Source organism: Rhizobium sp. R339 (genome assembly GCF_002211395.1).
Taxonomy (GTDB): domain Bacteria; phylum Pseudomonadota; class Alphaproteobacteria; order Rhizobiales; family Rhizobiaceae; genus Rhizobium.
Window position 1 is genome coordinate 103,775 of record NZ_LOKV01000003.1, and the last position, 14,263, is coordinate 118,037.

General features: G+C 61.2%; 18 protein-coding genes and 1 tRNA gene. 8 read left to right on the plus strand and 11 right to left on the minus strand.

Annotated elements, in window-relative coordinates; all coding sequences use genetic code 11:
• Positions 1–6 precede the first annotated feature (6 nt).
• Together ATY76_RS07155 and ATY76_RS07160 are read right to left on the minus strand one after the other, a co-directional pair.
• Complete coding sequence (locus ATY76_RS07155) at positions 7–177, minus strand: hypothetical protein (RefSeq protein WP_190233618.1); 171 nt, start codon at positions 175–177, stop codon at positions 7–9.
• 127 nt (positions 178–304) lie between these two features.
• Positions 305–562: a DUF982 domain-containing protein gene (locus tag ATY76_RS07160; protein ID WP_088674087.1), complete on the minus strand. Its 258-nt coding sequence runs from the start codon at positions 560–562 to the stop codon at positions 305–307.
• A 493-nt stretch (positions 563–1,055) separates the two neighbouring features.
• On the opposite strand from ATY76_RS07160, the gene ATY76_RS07165 reads away from it, so the two are divergent.
• Entirely contained in the window at positions 1,056–1,907 is an 852-nt protein-coding gene (locus ATY76_RS07165; RefSeq protein WP_088674088.1) for a nickel-binding protein, read from the plus strand.
• A gap of 116 nt (positions 1,908–2,023) precedes the next feature.
• Here the strand turns inward: ATY76_RS07165 and ATY76_RS07170 are convergent, their stop codons facing one another.
• Positions 2,024–2,308 (minus strand): DUF982 domain-containing protein, encoded by a 285-nt coding sequence (locus tag ATY76_RS07170; RefSeq protein WP_088674089.1) that lies wholly within the window; start codon positions 2,306–2,308, stop codon positions 2,024–2,026.
• A gap of 296 nt (positions 2,309–2,604) precedes the next feature.
• Here ATY76_RS07170 and ATY76_RS34080 point away from each other — a divergent pair, with 296 nt between their 5' ends.
• On the plus strand, positions 2,605–2,787 hold the full coding sequence (locus ATY76_RS34080; RefSeq protein WP_088674090.1) for a hypothetical protein: 183 nt from the start codon (positions 2,605–2,607) through the stop codon (positions 2,785–2,787).
• 29 nt (positions 2,788–2,816) lie between these two features.
• Here the strand turns inward: ATY76_RS34080 and ATY76_RS07180 are convergent, their stop codons facing one another.
• Both ATY76_RS07180 and ATY76_RS33640 read right to left on the minus strand, forming a co-directional pair.
• A complete protein-coding gene (locus ATY76_RS07180; RefSeq protein WP_088674091.1) occupies positions 2,817–4,223 on the minus strand; it encodes an adenylate/guanylate cyclase domain-containing protein in 1,407 nt (468 codons plus the stop codon).
• A 151-nt stretch (positions 4,224–4,374) separates the two neighbouring features.
• Positions 4,375–4,545: a hypothetical protein gene (locus tag ATY76_RS33640; RefSeq protein WP_176538866.1), complete on the minus strand. Its 171-nt coding sequence runs from the start codon at positions 4,543–4,545 to the stop codon at positions 4,375–4,377.
• A 158-nt stretch (positions 4,546–4,703) separates the two neighbouring features.
• On the opposite strand from ATY76_RS33640, the gene ATY76_RS07185 reads away from it, so the two are divergent.
• Complete coding sequence (locus ATY76_RS07185) at positions 4,704–4,931, plus strand: hypothetical protein (RefSeq protein ID WP_088674092.1); 228 nt, start codon at positions 4,704–4,706, stop codon at positions 4,929–4,931.
• A gap of 134 nt (positions 4,932–5,065) precedes the next feature.
• Here the strand turns inward: ATY76_RS07185 and ATY76_RS07190 are convergent.
• Positions 5,066–5,141 (minus strand) — tRNA-Lys (locus ATY76_RS07190).
• A gap of 254 nt (positions 5,142–5,395) precedes the next feature.
• Between ATY76_RS07190 and ATY76_RS07195 the strand changes: the two genes are divergently transcribed.
• Positions 5,396–6,145, plus strand: a complete 750-nt coding sequence (locus ATY76_RS07195; protein WP_088674093.1) for a cytochrome c biogenesis CcdA family protein — start codon at positions 5,396–5,398, stop codon at positions 6,143–6,145.
• Positions 6,146–6,190: 45 nt separating this feature from the next.
• Positions 6,191–7,153 carry an AEC family transporter gene (locus tag ATY76_RS07200; RefSeq protein WP_088674094.1) on the plus strand — a complete coding sequence of 321 codons (963 nt, stop codon included), beginning with the start codon at positions 6,191–6,193 and terminating at the stop codon, positions 7,151–7,153.
• Here the strand turns inward: ATY76_RS07200 and ATY76_RS07205 are convergent.
• The 5 genes from ATY76_RS07205 to cysG are packed head-to-tail and all read right to left on the minus strand — an operon-like array spanning position 7,121 to position 12,329.
• Complete coding sequence (locus ATY76_RS07205) at positions 7,121–8,332, minus strand: UbiH/UbiF family hydroxylase (protein WP_088674095.1); 1,212 nt, start codon at positions 8,330–8,332, stop codon at positions 7,121–7,123. The genes ATY76_RS07200 and ATY76_RS07205 overlap by 33 nt on opposite strands.
• 38 nt (positions 8,333–8,370) lie before the next feature.
• Positions 8,371–8,883 carry a DUF934 domain-containing protein gene (locus ATY76_RS07210; RefSeq protein ID WP_088674096.1) on the minus strand — a complete coding sequence of 171 codons (513 nt, stop codon included), beginning with the start codon at positions 8,881–8,883 and terminating at the stop codon, positions 8,371–8,373.
• 10 nt (positions 8,884–8,893) lie between these two features.
• Positions 8,894–10,564, minus strand: a complete 1,671-nt coding sequence (locus ATY76_RS07215; protein WP_088674097.1) for a nitrite/sulfite reductase — start codon at positions 10,562–10,564, stop codon at positions 8,894–8,896.
• An 8-nt stretch (positions 10,565–10,572) separates the two neighbouring features.
• Positions 10,573–10,887, minus strand: a complete 315-nt coding sequence (locus ATY76_RS07220) for a DUF2849 domain-containing protein (RefSeq protein ID WP_049735587.1) — start codon at positions 10,885–10,887, stop codon at positions 10,573–10,575.
• A 2-nt stretch (positions 10,888–10,889) separates the two neighbouring features.
• Entirely contained in the window at positions 10,890–12,329 is a 1,440-nt protein-coding gene (gene cysG, locus ATY76_RS07225; RefSeq protein WP_088674191.1) for a siroheme synthase CysG, read from the minus strand.
• Positions 12,330–12,458: 129 nt separating this feature from the next.
• Between cysG and ATY76_RS33645 the strand changes: the two genes are divergently transcribed.
• From ATY76_RS33645 to mazG, 3 genes are read left to right on the plus strand one after another with little or no spacing between them, the layout of a single operon-like run.
• A complete protein-coding gene (locus ATY76_RS33645) occupies positions 12,459–12,602 on the plus strand; it encodes a hypothetical protein (RefSeq protein WP_190233611.1) in 144 nt (47 codons plus the stop codon).
• On the plus strand, positions 12,595–13,182 hold the full coding sequence (locus ATY76_RS07230) for a nucleoside deaminase (RefSeq protein WP_088674098.1): 588 nt from the start codon (positions 12,595–12,597) through the stop codon (positions 13,180–13,182). The genes ATY76_RS33645 and ATY76_RS07230 overlap by 8 nt, the downstream gene beginning before the upstream one ends.
• A 19-nt stretch (positions 13,183–13,201) precedes the next feature.
• The gene (gene mazG, locus ATY76_RS07235; RefSeq protein ID WP_088674099.1) at positions 13,202–14,041 is read left to right on the plus strand and encodes a nucleoside triphosphate pyrophosphohydrolase; all 840 of its coding nucleotides are present in this window, start codon (positions 13,202–13,204) and stop codon (positions 14,039–14,041) included.
• Positions 14,042–14,263 lie beyond the last annotated feature (222 nt).

A 14,263-nucleotide genomic window follows, 5' to 3' on the forward strand; every position in this document is an offset into this window, starting at 1 on the left:
GCTGCATCAGTTCAACGCCAGCGGCAACTGAACCGGGCGAGGCAATGGCGGCAACGGGCGGCTGAGTTCGACCTTTTTCTGCCATTCGGCACGCCGCAATTGATCCCGCTCGCGGGTCGCACGGGATGCTTCGACAAGGGCTAGGGCGTTGGCGATCACCTGTTCGGTATGCGTCATGATCATCTCCAATGTTCCTGTTTTGTTCTAAGTTAGAACTTCGGCCGAAGAAGTCAAGCACTGGATGATCTTGTGTGTCAGAGAGGGCGGATCGAGCCGCCAGCTGGGATCGAAGCGCGGCCGGCGTTCAGTCGGCAGCTTCTATGACGGCGATACCCGCCTCGTGGGCCGCTCTTACGAATGCCGCGCGAACCTCTTCCGGCCTGAGGTCGCCAATGATCGCGTCAAGGCACGCCTTTACCGCTTCGAAATATTCCTCGCCGTCGTCCACCGGCCAATCGTGGAGGAGCGTGCGCGCGGCGTCCCATACAGAGTTAATGACGGCATAATGACCTAGCCCCATTGAGGCCAAGCCGAGCGGTCGAAAATTTGCCGTCTGTCTCACTTTCCTACAGCTTTTCCTAGTTTCGGTGAGCTCACGTATATCGTGCAATTTGCGTGCCGAATGAGCGCCGAGTCAATGCGGGTCGGGGCGAAGGTTCGGAAGATTATCTTCCTCAGCGCTGGCGATGACGGCCATGTCTCCGGATCCCCTGTAGGCCTTCGGCGCACCTGATAGAGCGTCGAGCTTTGGAAACGCCCTGAATGCAGCCGAGGTTCCAGCATCGGCGAAGGCTTTCTGATTAAAATCCAGGCACTCCCTCAGAACTTGCAGCAATCTCCGGCACAATCATGTATCTGCCTTTCATATCCCTATTTGACAATGTAATTCATCGGCAGAATCAAGAAATCATTCGGATCTTTCGATACCGTTTGCTTTGGCGGAAGCATCGTCAAGATTTCAATGCTGTTCCTCGACTGTGCCCGATGTAGACGGAACAGCCCTCAGACCGTACAATGCGGCACGTCCACATGGTTCAGATCGGGAGGAGCGCGCGATGCCCATCTTCATGGACCGGCACTATCTCGAAGGCACCTCCCCCGCCGAGGTTGCCCAGGCACATCGCATGGATATCGACATTCAGGATCGATATGGCGTCAAGTTCCTCACCTACTGGTTCGATGAGCGACGCGGGACGGCCTTCTGCCTGGTGGATTCACCCGATATAGAAACCGTCCAATGCGTGCATCGCGAGGCGCACGGTTTTGTCGCCAATGAGATTGTCGAGGTGGCTCTGTCAGCGGTCGAAGCCTTTCTCGGCCGCATCAACGACCCTGATCCGGCGCCTGGCCAGACGTCGCCGCAAATGGATCCAGGCCACCGGGCGATTCTCTTTACCGATATCGTCGGCTCGACCGAGATGACGGCGCGCCTCGGCGACCGCATGGGGACAGAGCTGGTCCGAGCCCATGACGCGATCGTGCGCCGATGCCTCGGCAAAAATTCAGGCCGCGAAGTCAAGCACACCGGCGACGGCATCATGGCAGCCTTCGCGGCGACAACGGCGGCCGTCGAATGCGCCATGGCGATCCAGCAGGAATTCCAACATTACAACAGCGGCAACAACGCCCAGCCGATCCATATCCGCATCGGCCTCGATTGCGGCGAGCCGGTCGAGGACAGCAATGACCTCTTCGGATCGACCGTGCAGTTAGCGGCCCGCCTCTGCGCGGCAGCCGCCAGCGACCAGATCCTGGTGTCGGAAAACATATTCCGGGAATATGGCACCACCGATCTTTTCGCTCACGCGACGCGGCGGCGGCTCAAGGGATTCTCCAAGCCCATGCTGGCCTTCCGATGCGACTGGGCTCATGCCGGCCCTAGCGAAAGGTCGACATCCTCTGAATAGCCCTTTGCCTCCAGCAGTTGGCAATACACATCCTGGCGAACGAAGAGGCGGCTATCCAAGCCGCGGACGAGAGTATAGGACCGCGCCGCGAATGACAGCGGCGCGGTATCAGAGAATCAAGCGTTGCCGATATTTCGGTCGCCGATCGCCCGCTCGAATTTGGGGCCACCCTCAAGCACGCCCGACATCTTCAGAAACCGCCGGAAATTCTCGCGCGCAGCGCTGAGCGGGAAACGCCCGCTCGCCGTATCCCTGCATGCTTTCAAGAGAGTGTCATATGCCAGGCCTCGCTTTTCCTCCGGCCATTCATCCAGGACATCGAAGATTTCATCGAGGCATGTGATCTGATCGATGAGATGGTTTCGATGAAGAAAAACCGGATCAAACCGAGCTTCAGACATAGTATCCTCCCATTTATATTACTTTTTTATGCTTTAATTCTAATAAAAAACAATGACGCGTTCAAGACAAAATAGGAATAAAACGACTTCAACCGCCATGACACTACTTCCACAACGGCAGAATAGCCCGATCAGATTATGCTGAAATCAATTTGACCACCGGCCGGGAATCAATTGGGCAAACACAGGCAAGCCGCACCGATCAGATGCGCGTGATCAAACCAGCCAGTCCTCGCATATGCTTGTAATGGCATGATAGGTTGCATCGAGAACTAACCTGCCAAGGAGAAGCTCGGATGAACAGATTTCTTGCATTTGTCGCTGCCGGCGCGCTGATGGGCATGTCCACGGTGGCTTCCTCCTGCACGTCGTCTGGAAGGCCGGAGAGCCAAGATTACCAATATCAGCGGGACACGTCGGTAAACCCGGCATGTGCGGGTGGATTCAGACCTGGCAATGCCCGGTCGTGCAGCTATTGAAAGATGTGACCTCGACAAGCAAGCGAAGCTTACGACAGCGCGAAAATCTTGACTTCCCTGCCGATGCCCTGGAGTTCCGCCATCCGGGAAGCCGATGCGATGCCGCTGTCACGCAGGATCTCCGAGACGTGCGCATCTTCGACAATCGCCTCGGTCGTCATGATCACATTGGGATCGGCAAGCCCCTGAACGCGGGAGGCGATGTTGACGGTCTGACCAAAATAATCCTGCCGATCGTTCAGGTTGACGGCGAGGCATGGCCCCTCGTGGATACCGATCTTCAGGAGAAGATCGTCGCTGCCGTGTTCGGCGTTTAGCCGAAGCATCGCCTCGCGCATCCTGAGTGCAGCCGCCACCGCACGGTCCGGGCTCGGAAAGGTCGCCATGACGGCATCGCCGATCGTCTTGACGACCGCACCGGCCTCTGTGGCGACGATCTCATGAAGAACGCGGAAATGCGCACGCACCAGATCGAAAGCGGCAAGATCTCCCACCCGCTCATAAAGCGCGGTCGAGCCCCTCAGGTCGGTGAAGAGGAAGGTCAGGCTGGTGATCTTCAGGCGCTGGTCGACATCGAGCGTGTCGGTCCGGTAAATGTCGCGGAAGCTCTGGTTGGTCAGCAGGCGCTTGGCGGTCAGGAAAGGCCGCCTGCGGCCCAATAGGTCATGCAGGTCATCTCCTGCAATGCACACGTTCGGCACCACCCTGCGATCGGTGTGGTTCTCAAGGATAAGCCGCAACGAGCCGGGACGCAGCGTCACGGTCTCGTTCAGCGCATGCCCCCGGCTAATGACCATCGAGAGGGTTTGACGTTCGTCGGTGGGTTCCCCCTGCACATCGATGAACTGCGCCGAGTGCGTGACCGCATCGAAGATGATGACGAACTGCGCCGGCAATTGCAGCGAGAGGAAAGCCTTCTCGCCCGGAGCCAACTCGATCATCTCCAACAGGATGCGCGCGAACTTTGCTTCCAGGTTCTCCGGCAAGTCGACACCGGAGCTGAAGAAGATCTGGCGGTAGTACTCCAGCGGAGGCAATCGATCGGGATCGTGGGCGGCAATCCTGCGCACGCGGGGACTGACCGTGAAGGTTACCTCGACCATCTCGTCGAGGGTCGGCTCGTATCCGGCCGCGCAGAGCGCGCAGTGGTACGTGTCCTGGGAGACACCCTTGAGGGTTGCGCCGCTGTCGAGGACGCCACCGCATCCCGGGCAAAGGACATTCCAGGTCATCTCGAAGGTGCCGATGCGGGCTGCATGCAGAAACGCCGCGATCGTCTTTTCCTCATCGAGATGATGCTTCTCGGCGAAGGCGAGCGCGTTGATGCGATTGAGATCACGATCCGAGCCACGCCTGACGACGTTTTCGATACACTCGACCGTCTGCGGGTCGGCCGCCTGTCGCAGGGTGGCAAAAAGCACGTCCACTTCACTCATTAGACAAGTCTCTGTGCGGGCAACACGGCGAACGACGCCAGGACCGAAATCATAACACGGGAACTTGCTAATAGAAATCTATGGGCTTGATGCCGCCGGCAGACCGATCGCCATAGCCACCCCGTCAGCGTGGCAGGACTTTGCTAGGCCCCTACTGCGGCGCGATGGCTTTTTCCGGAATCGTTTCAGCCGCTGACGGCTGAGTGGGATCGGCGGGGTGACCATAGATCGTGTAAGCCGCCCCTGCCAAAATGCCCAGGACGAGAAGAGCCAATACGTACAGCATCATTCCGCGGATTGCGGTTTTGGGTGTTTCATCCATGAGGAATCTCCAAGATTGCTCAATGGTCAAATCGAGCCCGCGCGGATTTGGTTCCAAATGGAAATCGGAGAAAGCAAACGCCTGCCGATGGCGCTATAAGGGAACAATCAGGCGCGGATCTGGTTTAACGCTCACCCCTATCCCTAGCGGAGGCGACGATGTGGGCAATCCTGATTGGTGCCGCTCTCATCATTGGCGGACTTCTTTTTCTGTTTCAATTAGCTCTCGGCCGAAGGCCGAGTAATCCGCATCGGATGCCGCAAGGCGGCGCCACGCTGGAACCACGGCGCCAAGGCCTGAGGTTTCTCGGCCTATCCAAAAACTGGCCGGCCCTGGCAATAATCGCGATTGGTGCACTTCTCTTGGCTTTTGGCGCGTATTCCTGACCCAGCGCGGCTGCCGACCATCCTTTTCCGGTCGAGATAGCAGTAGACGCGGGCTTTCACCCACCGCATCCAGGGATCTTCGCTGCTCTATCCAGCTCAGCGCTTTTCTTAAAATAAGAAGACATTGGAACTTATGGTGAGAGCGTCGGGGTTCGAACCCGAGACCTACTGATTAAAAGTCAGTTGCTCTACCGGCTGAGCTACGCTCTCCCGCTCCGCGGGTGTGAAGCACCCCGGCTGGAAGTGGGCGGAACATAGGCAGGCGACCCATTGCGGTCAACCGAAAAATTTGGCTTTTTTCGGCGATCGGCACATTTCTTGCGCGCGCAAGCCATATCGCTTGCGCTGGCAAGCCATATCGCTTGCGCTGGCAAACCAGATTCCTGGCGCACGCAAAAAGGTGATTGGCAATCAGGGGGCTGCAAAGCTAGGAACAGGACGCAGATTGCAGCAGGAGAGAATGCGTGTCGATTGCCGATATTTCCCTGTGGAGCGCGTTGATTGCAGGGGCGCTTTCCTTTCTTTCGCCCTGCGTGCTTCCCCTCGTCCCGCCGTACCTGTGCTACATGGCCGGCATATCAGTCGAGCAGTTCCGCGGCGGCGGCGCGGTTGCGGTTGCGCCTGACGTCAAGCGTGGGGTTCTTTTTTCCGCCCTGCTCTTCACACTCGGCTTCGCCACGGTTTTCGTGGCGCTCGGCGCCGGCGCTTCCAGTATCGGCATGGCGCTCCGCCAGCATCTCGACCTGCTCTCCAAGATCGGCGGGCTGATCATTATCGTCATGGGGCTGAATTTCCTCGGCCTATTCCGAATCGGCGTACTGGCGCGCGAAGCGCGCTTCCAGGGCGGCGGCAAACCGGCGACGCTGACAGGCGCCTATATCATGGGCCTTGCCTTCGCCTTCGGCTGGACACCCTGCATCGGCCCGGTGCTCGGCGCCATCCTCGGCGTTGCCGCCTCGCGCGAAACGGTCGGCTCCGGCGCCGGACTGCTCGCCATCTATTCGCTGGGTCTCGCCATTCCCTTCTGGATCGCCGCCGGCTTTTCCGGCGCCTTCATGCGTTTTCTGTCGCGCTTCCGCCGCCATCTCGGCACTGTCGAGAAGATCATGGGCGTCTTTCTCATCCTCACCGGCCTCGCCTTCCTGTTCGGCTGGGTGAGCGATGTGGCGATCTGGTTCCAGCAGACCTTTCCGATCCTGATGCAAATCGGCTAAACAGCTCTTACCCCGCCAATCATCCCCGCGCATTGGAAGATCTCTTTGGCCGATATCGTCAGCCTGCTCCTGCCGTTCTTCGGCCTGATTCTGATCGGCTACATCGCCGCCAAGGCGACGAAGCAGCCGGCCGAGGCACTCGGCTGGCTGAACACCTTCATCATCTACGCCGCCTTGCCTGCTCTCTTCTTCAAACTCGTCTCGCGCACGCCAATCGAAGAGCTGACGCGGGTCGATTTCATCGTCACCGATATCGCTGCGACCTATACGGTCTTTATCCTGCTCTTCGTCGTCGGCCGCGTGTTGCGCGGCAATTCGCTCGCCGATTGCACCATCCAGTCCTTTGCCGGCTCCTATGGCAATATCGGCTATATGGGACCGGGCCTGGCGCTCCTGGCACTTGGCGACGGGGCGTCCGTGCCGGTGGCGCTGATCGTCTGCTTCGAAAACGCGCTGCATTTCATCGTGGCGCCGGCGCTGATGGCGGTCGCCGGCGGCGACAAGCGTTCTTCCGGCCGACTCGCCGCCGATATTGCGCGGAAGGTGGCGCTACATCCCTTCATCCTGTCGACGGCGGCGGGCTTTGCCGTGGCTGCTCTGCATCTCGACCAGCCGCCGGCGTTTCTGCGCCTCGTCGACTACCTCGCCCAGGCAGCTGCTCCCTGCGCCCTTTTCGCCATGGGCGTGACGCTGGCGCTCAGGCCGCTGAAGCGCACCCCGGCGGAGATCGGCTATATCGTGCCGGCGAAGCTGATCCTGCATCCGATCGCGGTTTTCCTGGCGCTGACGGCGATCGGCGGTTTCGAGCCGGTCTGGATCCAGGCCGCCGTGCTGCTCGCCTCGCTGCCGACGGCGACCAACGTCTTCGTCATCGGCCAGCAATACGGCGTGTGGCAGGAGCGCGCCTCGGCGACGATCCTGATCACGACGGTGTTTTCGGTGGTGAGCGTTTCCCTCTGGCTGATCGCGATCCGCTCAGGCCTTCTTCCGTTTGAGCTTTTCCCTTAGGGAATCGGGAATATCGCGAAAGCCGCGGCCCGGCTCGATCCCCTCGCGCATGACGATATTGCGCAGCGGCGGAATGGCCGAGAGGATATGCAGCCCGGCGGCGCGCAGCATCTGCACGGGCAGGAAATCCGAAAGCAGCGAGCGGTTGAGAAGATCGACGCTTGCCGTGCGCGTCATGATATCGGCGCGGCGCCGGCGGTCGAAGCTGTCGCCGGCATCGGCCGGCACCGGCAATTCGGCCCTGTCGCAGAGGATATCGGTCAGCACCATGATATCGCGCAGGCTGAGGTTCAGCCCCTGCGCCCCGATCGGCGGGAAGACGTGGGCCGCTTCGCCGATCAGCGCAATGCGCCCCTTGCCGAAGCGATGCGCCATCATGCCGGAGAGCGGCCAGACCTGGACGCCGTCCTCGACGCTCACCATGCCGAGCATGGACTGCATACGCGCCTCGACGAGAAGCCCAAGTTCGGCAAGGGGCAGTTCCATGCCGGCCGCCGCTTCGGCAGGGTCCTGCACCCAGACGAGGCTGGAACGGTTTCCCGGCAGCGGCACCTGGGTGAACGGGCCGTGCTTGGTATGGAATTCCGTCGAGATGTTCTGGTGCGGCAGGGAATGCGCGAAGTTGAGCACCATGGCCGATTGCGGATAGGACCAGTTGCGCACGCCGATGTCAGCCGTCTCGCGCAGCTTCGAACCGCGGCCGTCGGCGCCGACGGCGAAATCGGCTGACAGCGTGTCGCCGCCGGCAAGGGTGATCGAGACGGCATCCGGGGCAATGTCAATCGATTCGGCCATATCGGTGAAGCGGGTGATATTGCCCTCGCCGGACGCGGCCTCCTCAAGCACGTTGATCAACGTCTTGTTGGGGAAATTATAGCCGAAGGCATCGAGACCGACTTCGGCCGCACGGAACGTGGTCGTCGGCGCCCGCAGCAGCCGGTCAGTGCCGTCGATGATTCGCATGCTGGTGAGCGGTGCTGCCGCAGGGCGCAGCTTCTCCCAGAGCGCCAGGCGGTCGAGGAAGCGGATAGACTGATCCATCAGCGCCGTTGTGCGCCGGTCCTCTTTCGCGGCAACGGGCGCGACAAGCGCCACGCTACGGCCGCCGCGGGCAAGTGAGATCGCAGCAATCATACCGGCGAGACCGCCACCGATCACCGCCACTTCGAATGTCTTCATGCTACCGTTCCGTCATCGTAAAACGGCGGATCGGTCGCTTATGCGGCCGGCTTCGCCTGACGGCGCCAACTATAGCCCTTGCCGGCTTCGGCGTCACGCACCGCCGGCTGATAATGATGGGGAATGGCGGGAAGACGATTTTCGGCCAGCCGCTTCAGCGCCGTGGCGTTGCTGACGGCAAAGCTGTCGATGCCGACGCGCAGCATCAGCGGCACCTGGTCGATCAGCACGTCGCCGATGGCGCGCAGCTCGTTGGTGTAACCCAAGCGCTGGCGCAGCAGCGAGGCATGGCTGAAGGCGCGGCCATCATTGAAGGCCGGAAAGGCGACAGCGACGATTGCGAGGCGATCGAGATAGGGTTCCAGCCGGCGCACATCGTCGGCCGGCTTGATCAGCACGCCGAGGCCGACATCGTTGCTTTCGTCGGCCTTGGCGATCAGCTCGTCGAGGCCGAGCAGCGGTTTCTGCTCTCCGGTCGCCTTCACCTCTTCGGTTTCGATCACCCAGGGATCGTTTTCGACAAAACCGGTTTCTCTCCAGATCTTCGTCATCATCGCCTCCTTATGCCGCTTCCGCGGCCGAGCCATAGAGCGCGGCCTTGAAAGGCTGCGGCCCGACGCGGCGATAGGCGGCAAGGAAGGTTTCGGAAGCATCGAGGCGCAGGCCGAGATAGGTGTCGACGATCGTCTCGATCGCGTCCGTCACCCGGTCCGGCTCGAAGCCGCGCCCGATGATCTCGCCGATCGACGTATGTTCGTCACCGGAACCGCCGAGCGTGATCTGGTAGAGTTCGGCGCCCTTCTTCTCCACACCGAGCAGGCCGATATGGCCGACATGGTGGTGGCCGCAGGCATTGATGCAGCCGGAGATCTTGATCTTCAGCTCGCCGATCTCGGCCTGGCGTTCGGGATTGCCGAAGCGGCGGGAGATTTCCTGCGCGACCGGGATGGAGCGCGCATTGGCGAGCGCGCAGTAGTCCAGCCCAGGACAGGCAATGATATCGGTGATCAGCCCGGCATTGGCCTCCGCCAGGTTGATGGCGACGAGGCCGCGATAGACGGCTTCGAGATCGGCAAGCGCCACATGCGGCAGGATGAGGTTCTGCTCGTGGCTGACGCGGATTTCGTCGAAGGCATATTCCTCGGCGAGATCGGCGACGGCCTCCATCTGCGCGTCGGTGGCGTCGCCCGGAATACCGCCGATCGGCTTCAGCGAGATCGTCACCATGCCGTAATCGGGATTCTTGTGCGGCTGCACATTCTGCTGGACCCAGCGGGCAAAGGCCGGATCGGCCTTCTTCCAGCGGGCAAGGTTTTCCCAGCCCTCGGCGCGCTCGGGCAGAGCGGGCGGCGCGAAATAGGCGGCGATCGCCTCGACATCCTGTTCCGGCAGCTTGAGCTCGCTGTCCTTCAGTGCGGCGAATTCGGCCTCCACCTGGCGCGCCAGCTCCTCGGCGCCGGTCTCGTGCACGAGGATCTTGATGCGGGCCTTATACTTGTTGTCGCGGCGGCCGTGCAGATTGTACACGCGCACGATCGCCGTGGTGTAGGAGAGCAGGTCTTCCTCGGGCAGGAAGTCGCGGATCAGCTTGGCGATCATCGGCGTGCGGCCCTGGCCACCGCCGACATAAACTGCAAAACCGATTTCGCCCTTGTCGTTCTTCTTCAGGTGCAGGCCGATGTCATGAACCTGGATGGCCGCGCGGTCGCGCTCGGCGCCGGTGACGGCGATCTTGAATTTGCGCGGCAGGAAGGAGAATTCCGGATGGACCGACGACCACTGGCGCAGGATTTCCGCATAGGGCCTGGGATCGGCGACTTCGTCGGCGGCTGCACCGGCAAAGTGGTCGGCCGTCACGTTTCTGATGCAGTTGCCCGAAGTCTGCAGCGCATGCATCTCGACGCTTGCTAGGTCGGCCAGCGCATCGGGGATTTCCGACAGCTTCGGCCAGTTGAACTGCAGGTTCTGGCGGGTGGTGAAGTGGCCATAGCCGCGGTCATAGGTGCGGGCAATATGGGCGAGCATGCGCATCTGGCGCGCGCTCAGCGTGCCGTAGGGAATGGCGATGCGCAGCATGTAGGCATGAAGCTGCAGGTAGACGCCGTTCATCAGGCGCAGCGGCTTGAAAGCATCCTCGGCAAGCTCGCCGGAAAGGCGGCGCTCAACCTGGTCGCGGAACTGCTCGACGCGCTCGGTGACAAAGGCATGATCAAATTCGTCGTAACGGTACATCGTCTTCCTCAGACTGCAATGAATTCGGGATCGGCGGGAGCGTAGCCCGGTGCATATTCCATGGTCGGGCCCTGCGCGCGGATGCGCTCGCGGAGGCGAAGCGGCCAGAGAATGCCGTTGGTTTCCTGAACTTCGACAACGGCGACGTCAACAACCTCGTTGTCGGCATAGGACTTCTTGCCGATTGCCTCCAATGCTTCGACGGCTTCGTTGTGACGGGCGACGAGCGCCTCCTGCAGCGAGGTCGACCACTTGCCGTTCGCGTCCAGCCAGACGGCAATGCCATCCGTCAGCCGGTTGGCGGTCAGAACCTTGTCTACCATATTCAGCTCCTTGCAAATTCCTCGAGCCGGGCGTTCGCACGCACCAGCGGCTCGGACAGTTCGAAATTGGCGCCCGCGACCGCATCGCCGATAATGACCATGACCGGGCCGGTCAACTCATCGCGGTGCTGCAGATCGGGCAGATCGGCAAGCGTGCCATGCAGCAGGCGGCGCTCGGTACGGCTGGCGTTCTCGATAACGGCGACCGTCGTTTCGGCGGGAATGCCAGCCTGCATCAGCCGTTCGGCGACGGAGGCGGCAACGGTGCGGCCCATATAGACGGCGATCGTCGCGCCGGAGACGGCAAGGCTCGCCCAATCGGGCAGCACATCGCCGGTCAGATCATGGCCGGTGGTGAAAACAAGCGAGGAGGCGACGCCGCGCAGCGTCAGCGGCAGTTCGAAATCAGCGGCGGCGGCGAAAGCCGAGGTGATGCCGGGCACGACTTCATACGTAATACCGGCGGCGCGCAATGCGGCCATTTCTTCCCCTGCCCGGCCATAGACCAGCGGATCGCCCGACTTGAGCCGGACGACGCGCCTGCCCTGACGGCCGAGCTCGACCAGCAGCTCGTTGATCTCTTCCTGCGACTTCGAGTGGCAGCCCTTGCGCTTGCCGACCGAAAGCCGCTCGGCGTCGCGGCGGCCCATATCGACGATCGCCTGCGGCACGAGCGCGTCAAAGACGATGACATCGGCTTCCATCATCACGCGCTGGGCGCGCAGCGTCAGCAGATCCTCGGCCCCCGGACCGGCGCCGACCAGCCAGACGTGGCCGGCGGCGACCTTGTCCATCGCGCCCAGTAACCGGTCGGCGGCCTGGCGGGCCTGCGGCAGGTTGCCGTTGGCGACCGCATCGGCAACAGCGCCCGAGAAGAAACGGCGCCAGAAGACGCGGCGGGAAACGCCACGCGGAATGAGCTGCTCGACGGCCTTGCGATAGCTCGTCGCCAACGCCGCCAGGCGCCCGAGTGAGGGGGAAAGAAGCTGGTCGATCTGCGCGCGGATCATTTGCGCCAGAACCGGCCCCGCCCCTTCCGTGCCGATTGCAACGGCAACAGGGGCGCGATTGACCAGCGCCGGGGTGAAGAAATCGCAGTAATCGGGCTGATCGACGGCGTTGGCCGGAATTTTCGCGGCACGGGCGGCATCGACGATCTCGCGGTCTTCGGCTTCATTGCCGGTGGCGGCGAAGACGAGCGCGGCCCCTTCGACCTGCTCGGCGGAAAAGCCGGCGCGCACGGTTTCGATGCGATTGGCGATGAGGAAGGCATGATAATCGGCTTCCGGCCTCCCAGCATAAGCGACGATCCGCGCCCGCGTATTCAGGAGCAGCCGCACCTTGGCAAAAGCTTCGTCGCCATTGCCGAAGACAGCCGTCTTCTGGCCTTCCACGCGAAAGAAGGCGGGAAATACCGAAAGCTGTTCAGTCCTGGGAGGCATCATCAATCCACTTCGAAGTTGCCAGAATATGCCCTTGATCGACAAGGGATTGAAGAAACAGAAATTCGAAAGCCCGAGCATGCGCGTATTCTTTTGCTCGTCCTCTCAATGATTTGAGAAAAGTCACCCATGCTGACCAAAACAGCACACCCCGCGCATTTGCTGCAGCGCAGTGTAAAGCCTGTGGCAAATGACGTCCACCGGCGTTTGGCGCATTTCACTCGGGCCGCCAAGACGGTAGACTGGGAGAAAACCGGAGATATCCATGCCTGACAAGACGATCGCCTCTCGCCTGCTTTCGGTCATCGAGGACGATATCCTGCCACTGACCGAGCGCGGCGTTTCCTTGGGCAACAAGGTGTTCGGCGCGGCGATCCTGCGCAAGTCCGATCTGTCGCTCGTCGTCGCCGAGACCAATAACGAGTTGGAGAATCCGCTCTGGCACGGCGAGGTGCACACGCTGAAGCGCTTCTACGAGCTTGGCGACACGCCGGCGACCAAGGATCTGATCTTCCTTTCGACGCACGAACCCTGCACCATGTGCATGTCGGCGATCACTTGGGCAGGTTTCGACAATTTCTATTATTTCTTCAGCCATGAGGATTCCCGTGATGCCTTCGCCATTCCGCACGATCTGAAGATACTGAAGGAAGTCTTCGGGCTTGAACCTGGCGGCTATCGCAGGCAGAACGCCTTCTGGAACAGCTTTGCCATCGCCGATCTCGTCGAGACCGAAGAGGCCCAGCTAAAGACCGCGCTGAAGGCGCAGACCGCGCGCATCAAGGCACGTTATGACGCGCTTTCCACCACCTACCAGTCGTCGAAGAGCGCCAACGACATTCCTCTTAACTGAGGCTCTCAACCGAGGCACCATGGAACCTTCCAAAGACATTTCGCGGCTGATCGAGATCATGGCGGCGCTGCGCCATCCCGAGACCGGCTGCCCCTGGGACATCGAGCAGAATTTCCAGACGATCAAGCCCTATACGATCGAGGAAGCCTATGAGGTCTCCGACGCGATCGAGCGCGGCGATATGGACGATCTCTGCGACGAGCTGGGCGACCTGCTGCTGCAGGTGGTCTTCCATGCCCGCATGGCCGAGGAGGCCGGCGAATTTTCCTTCGGCGACGTGGTCAACGCCATCACCACCAAGATGATCCGCCGCCACCCGCATGTCTTCGCCCGCTCGGCAGCCGATACACCAGACGCCGTGAAAATCCAGTGGGATGAAATCAAGCAGGCGGAAAAACGCGAGCGCGCCGAGCGCCGGGCAAGACGCGGCATCACCGAGGACTTCAAAGGCGGTTTCTTGGGCTCCGTCCAGCGCAGCTTCCCGGCCTTGACGGAAGCGCTGAAGCTGCAGGAACGCGCCGCCAAGGTGGGATTCGACTGGTCCGCCCCCGAGCCGATCCTCGACAAGATCGAGGAGGAGATCGACGAGCTAAGGGTGGCACTGCGGGACGGCGACCGGGCAAAGGTTAGCGACGAACTCGGCGACCTGATCTTCGCCGTCGTCAATATCGGCCGGCATGTGAAGGCCGATCCGGAACAGGCGCTGCGGGGAACCAATACAAAATTCAGGCGTCGATTCAATCACATCGAGAATGTTCTTGATGCGGAAGGTGAGACGCTGGAGGCGGCCAGCCTAGAGCGGATGGAGGAGATCTGGCAGGCGGCGAAGGCGATCGAAAGAGCGCTCGTGGCTGGGTAGGTCAGGCTGAGTCTGGCGAGGAGCCAACTCCACTCTCCGTCGTCCTCGGCCTTGAGCCGAGGACCCATGCCACGACTGTTGGCGGATGCGGCGTGGACGCTCGGCTCAAGGCCGAGCATGACGGAGGGTAGGTAAAGTCGCCGGAGATAGATCGCCTAAGTGCAAGCGAAGGCCAATGAATGGCGTGCCGTGCGCGCCCTCATCCGACCCTTCGGCCACCGA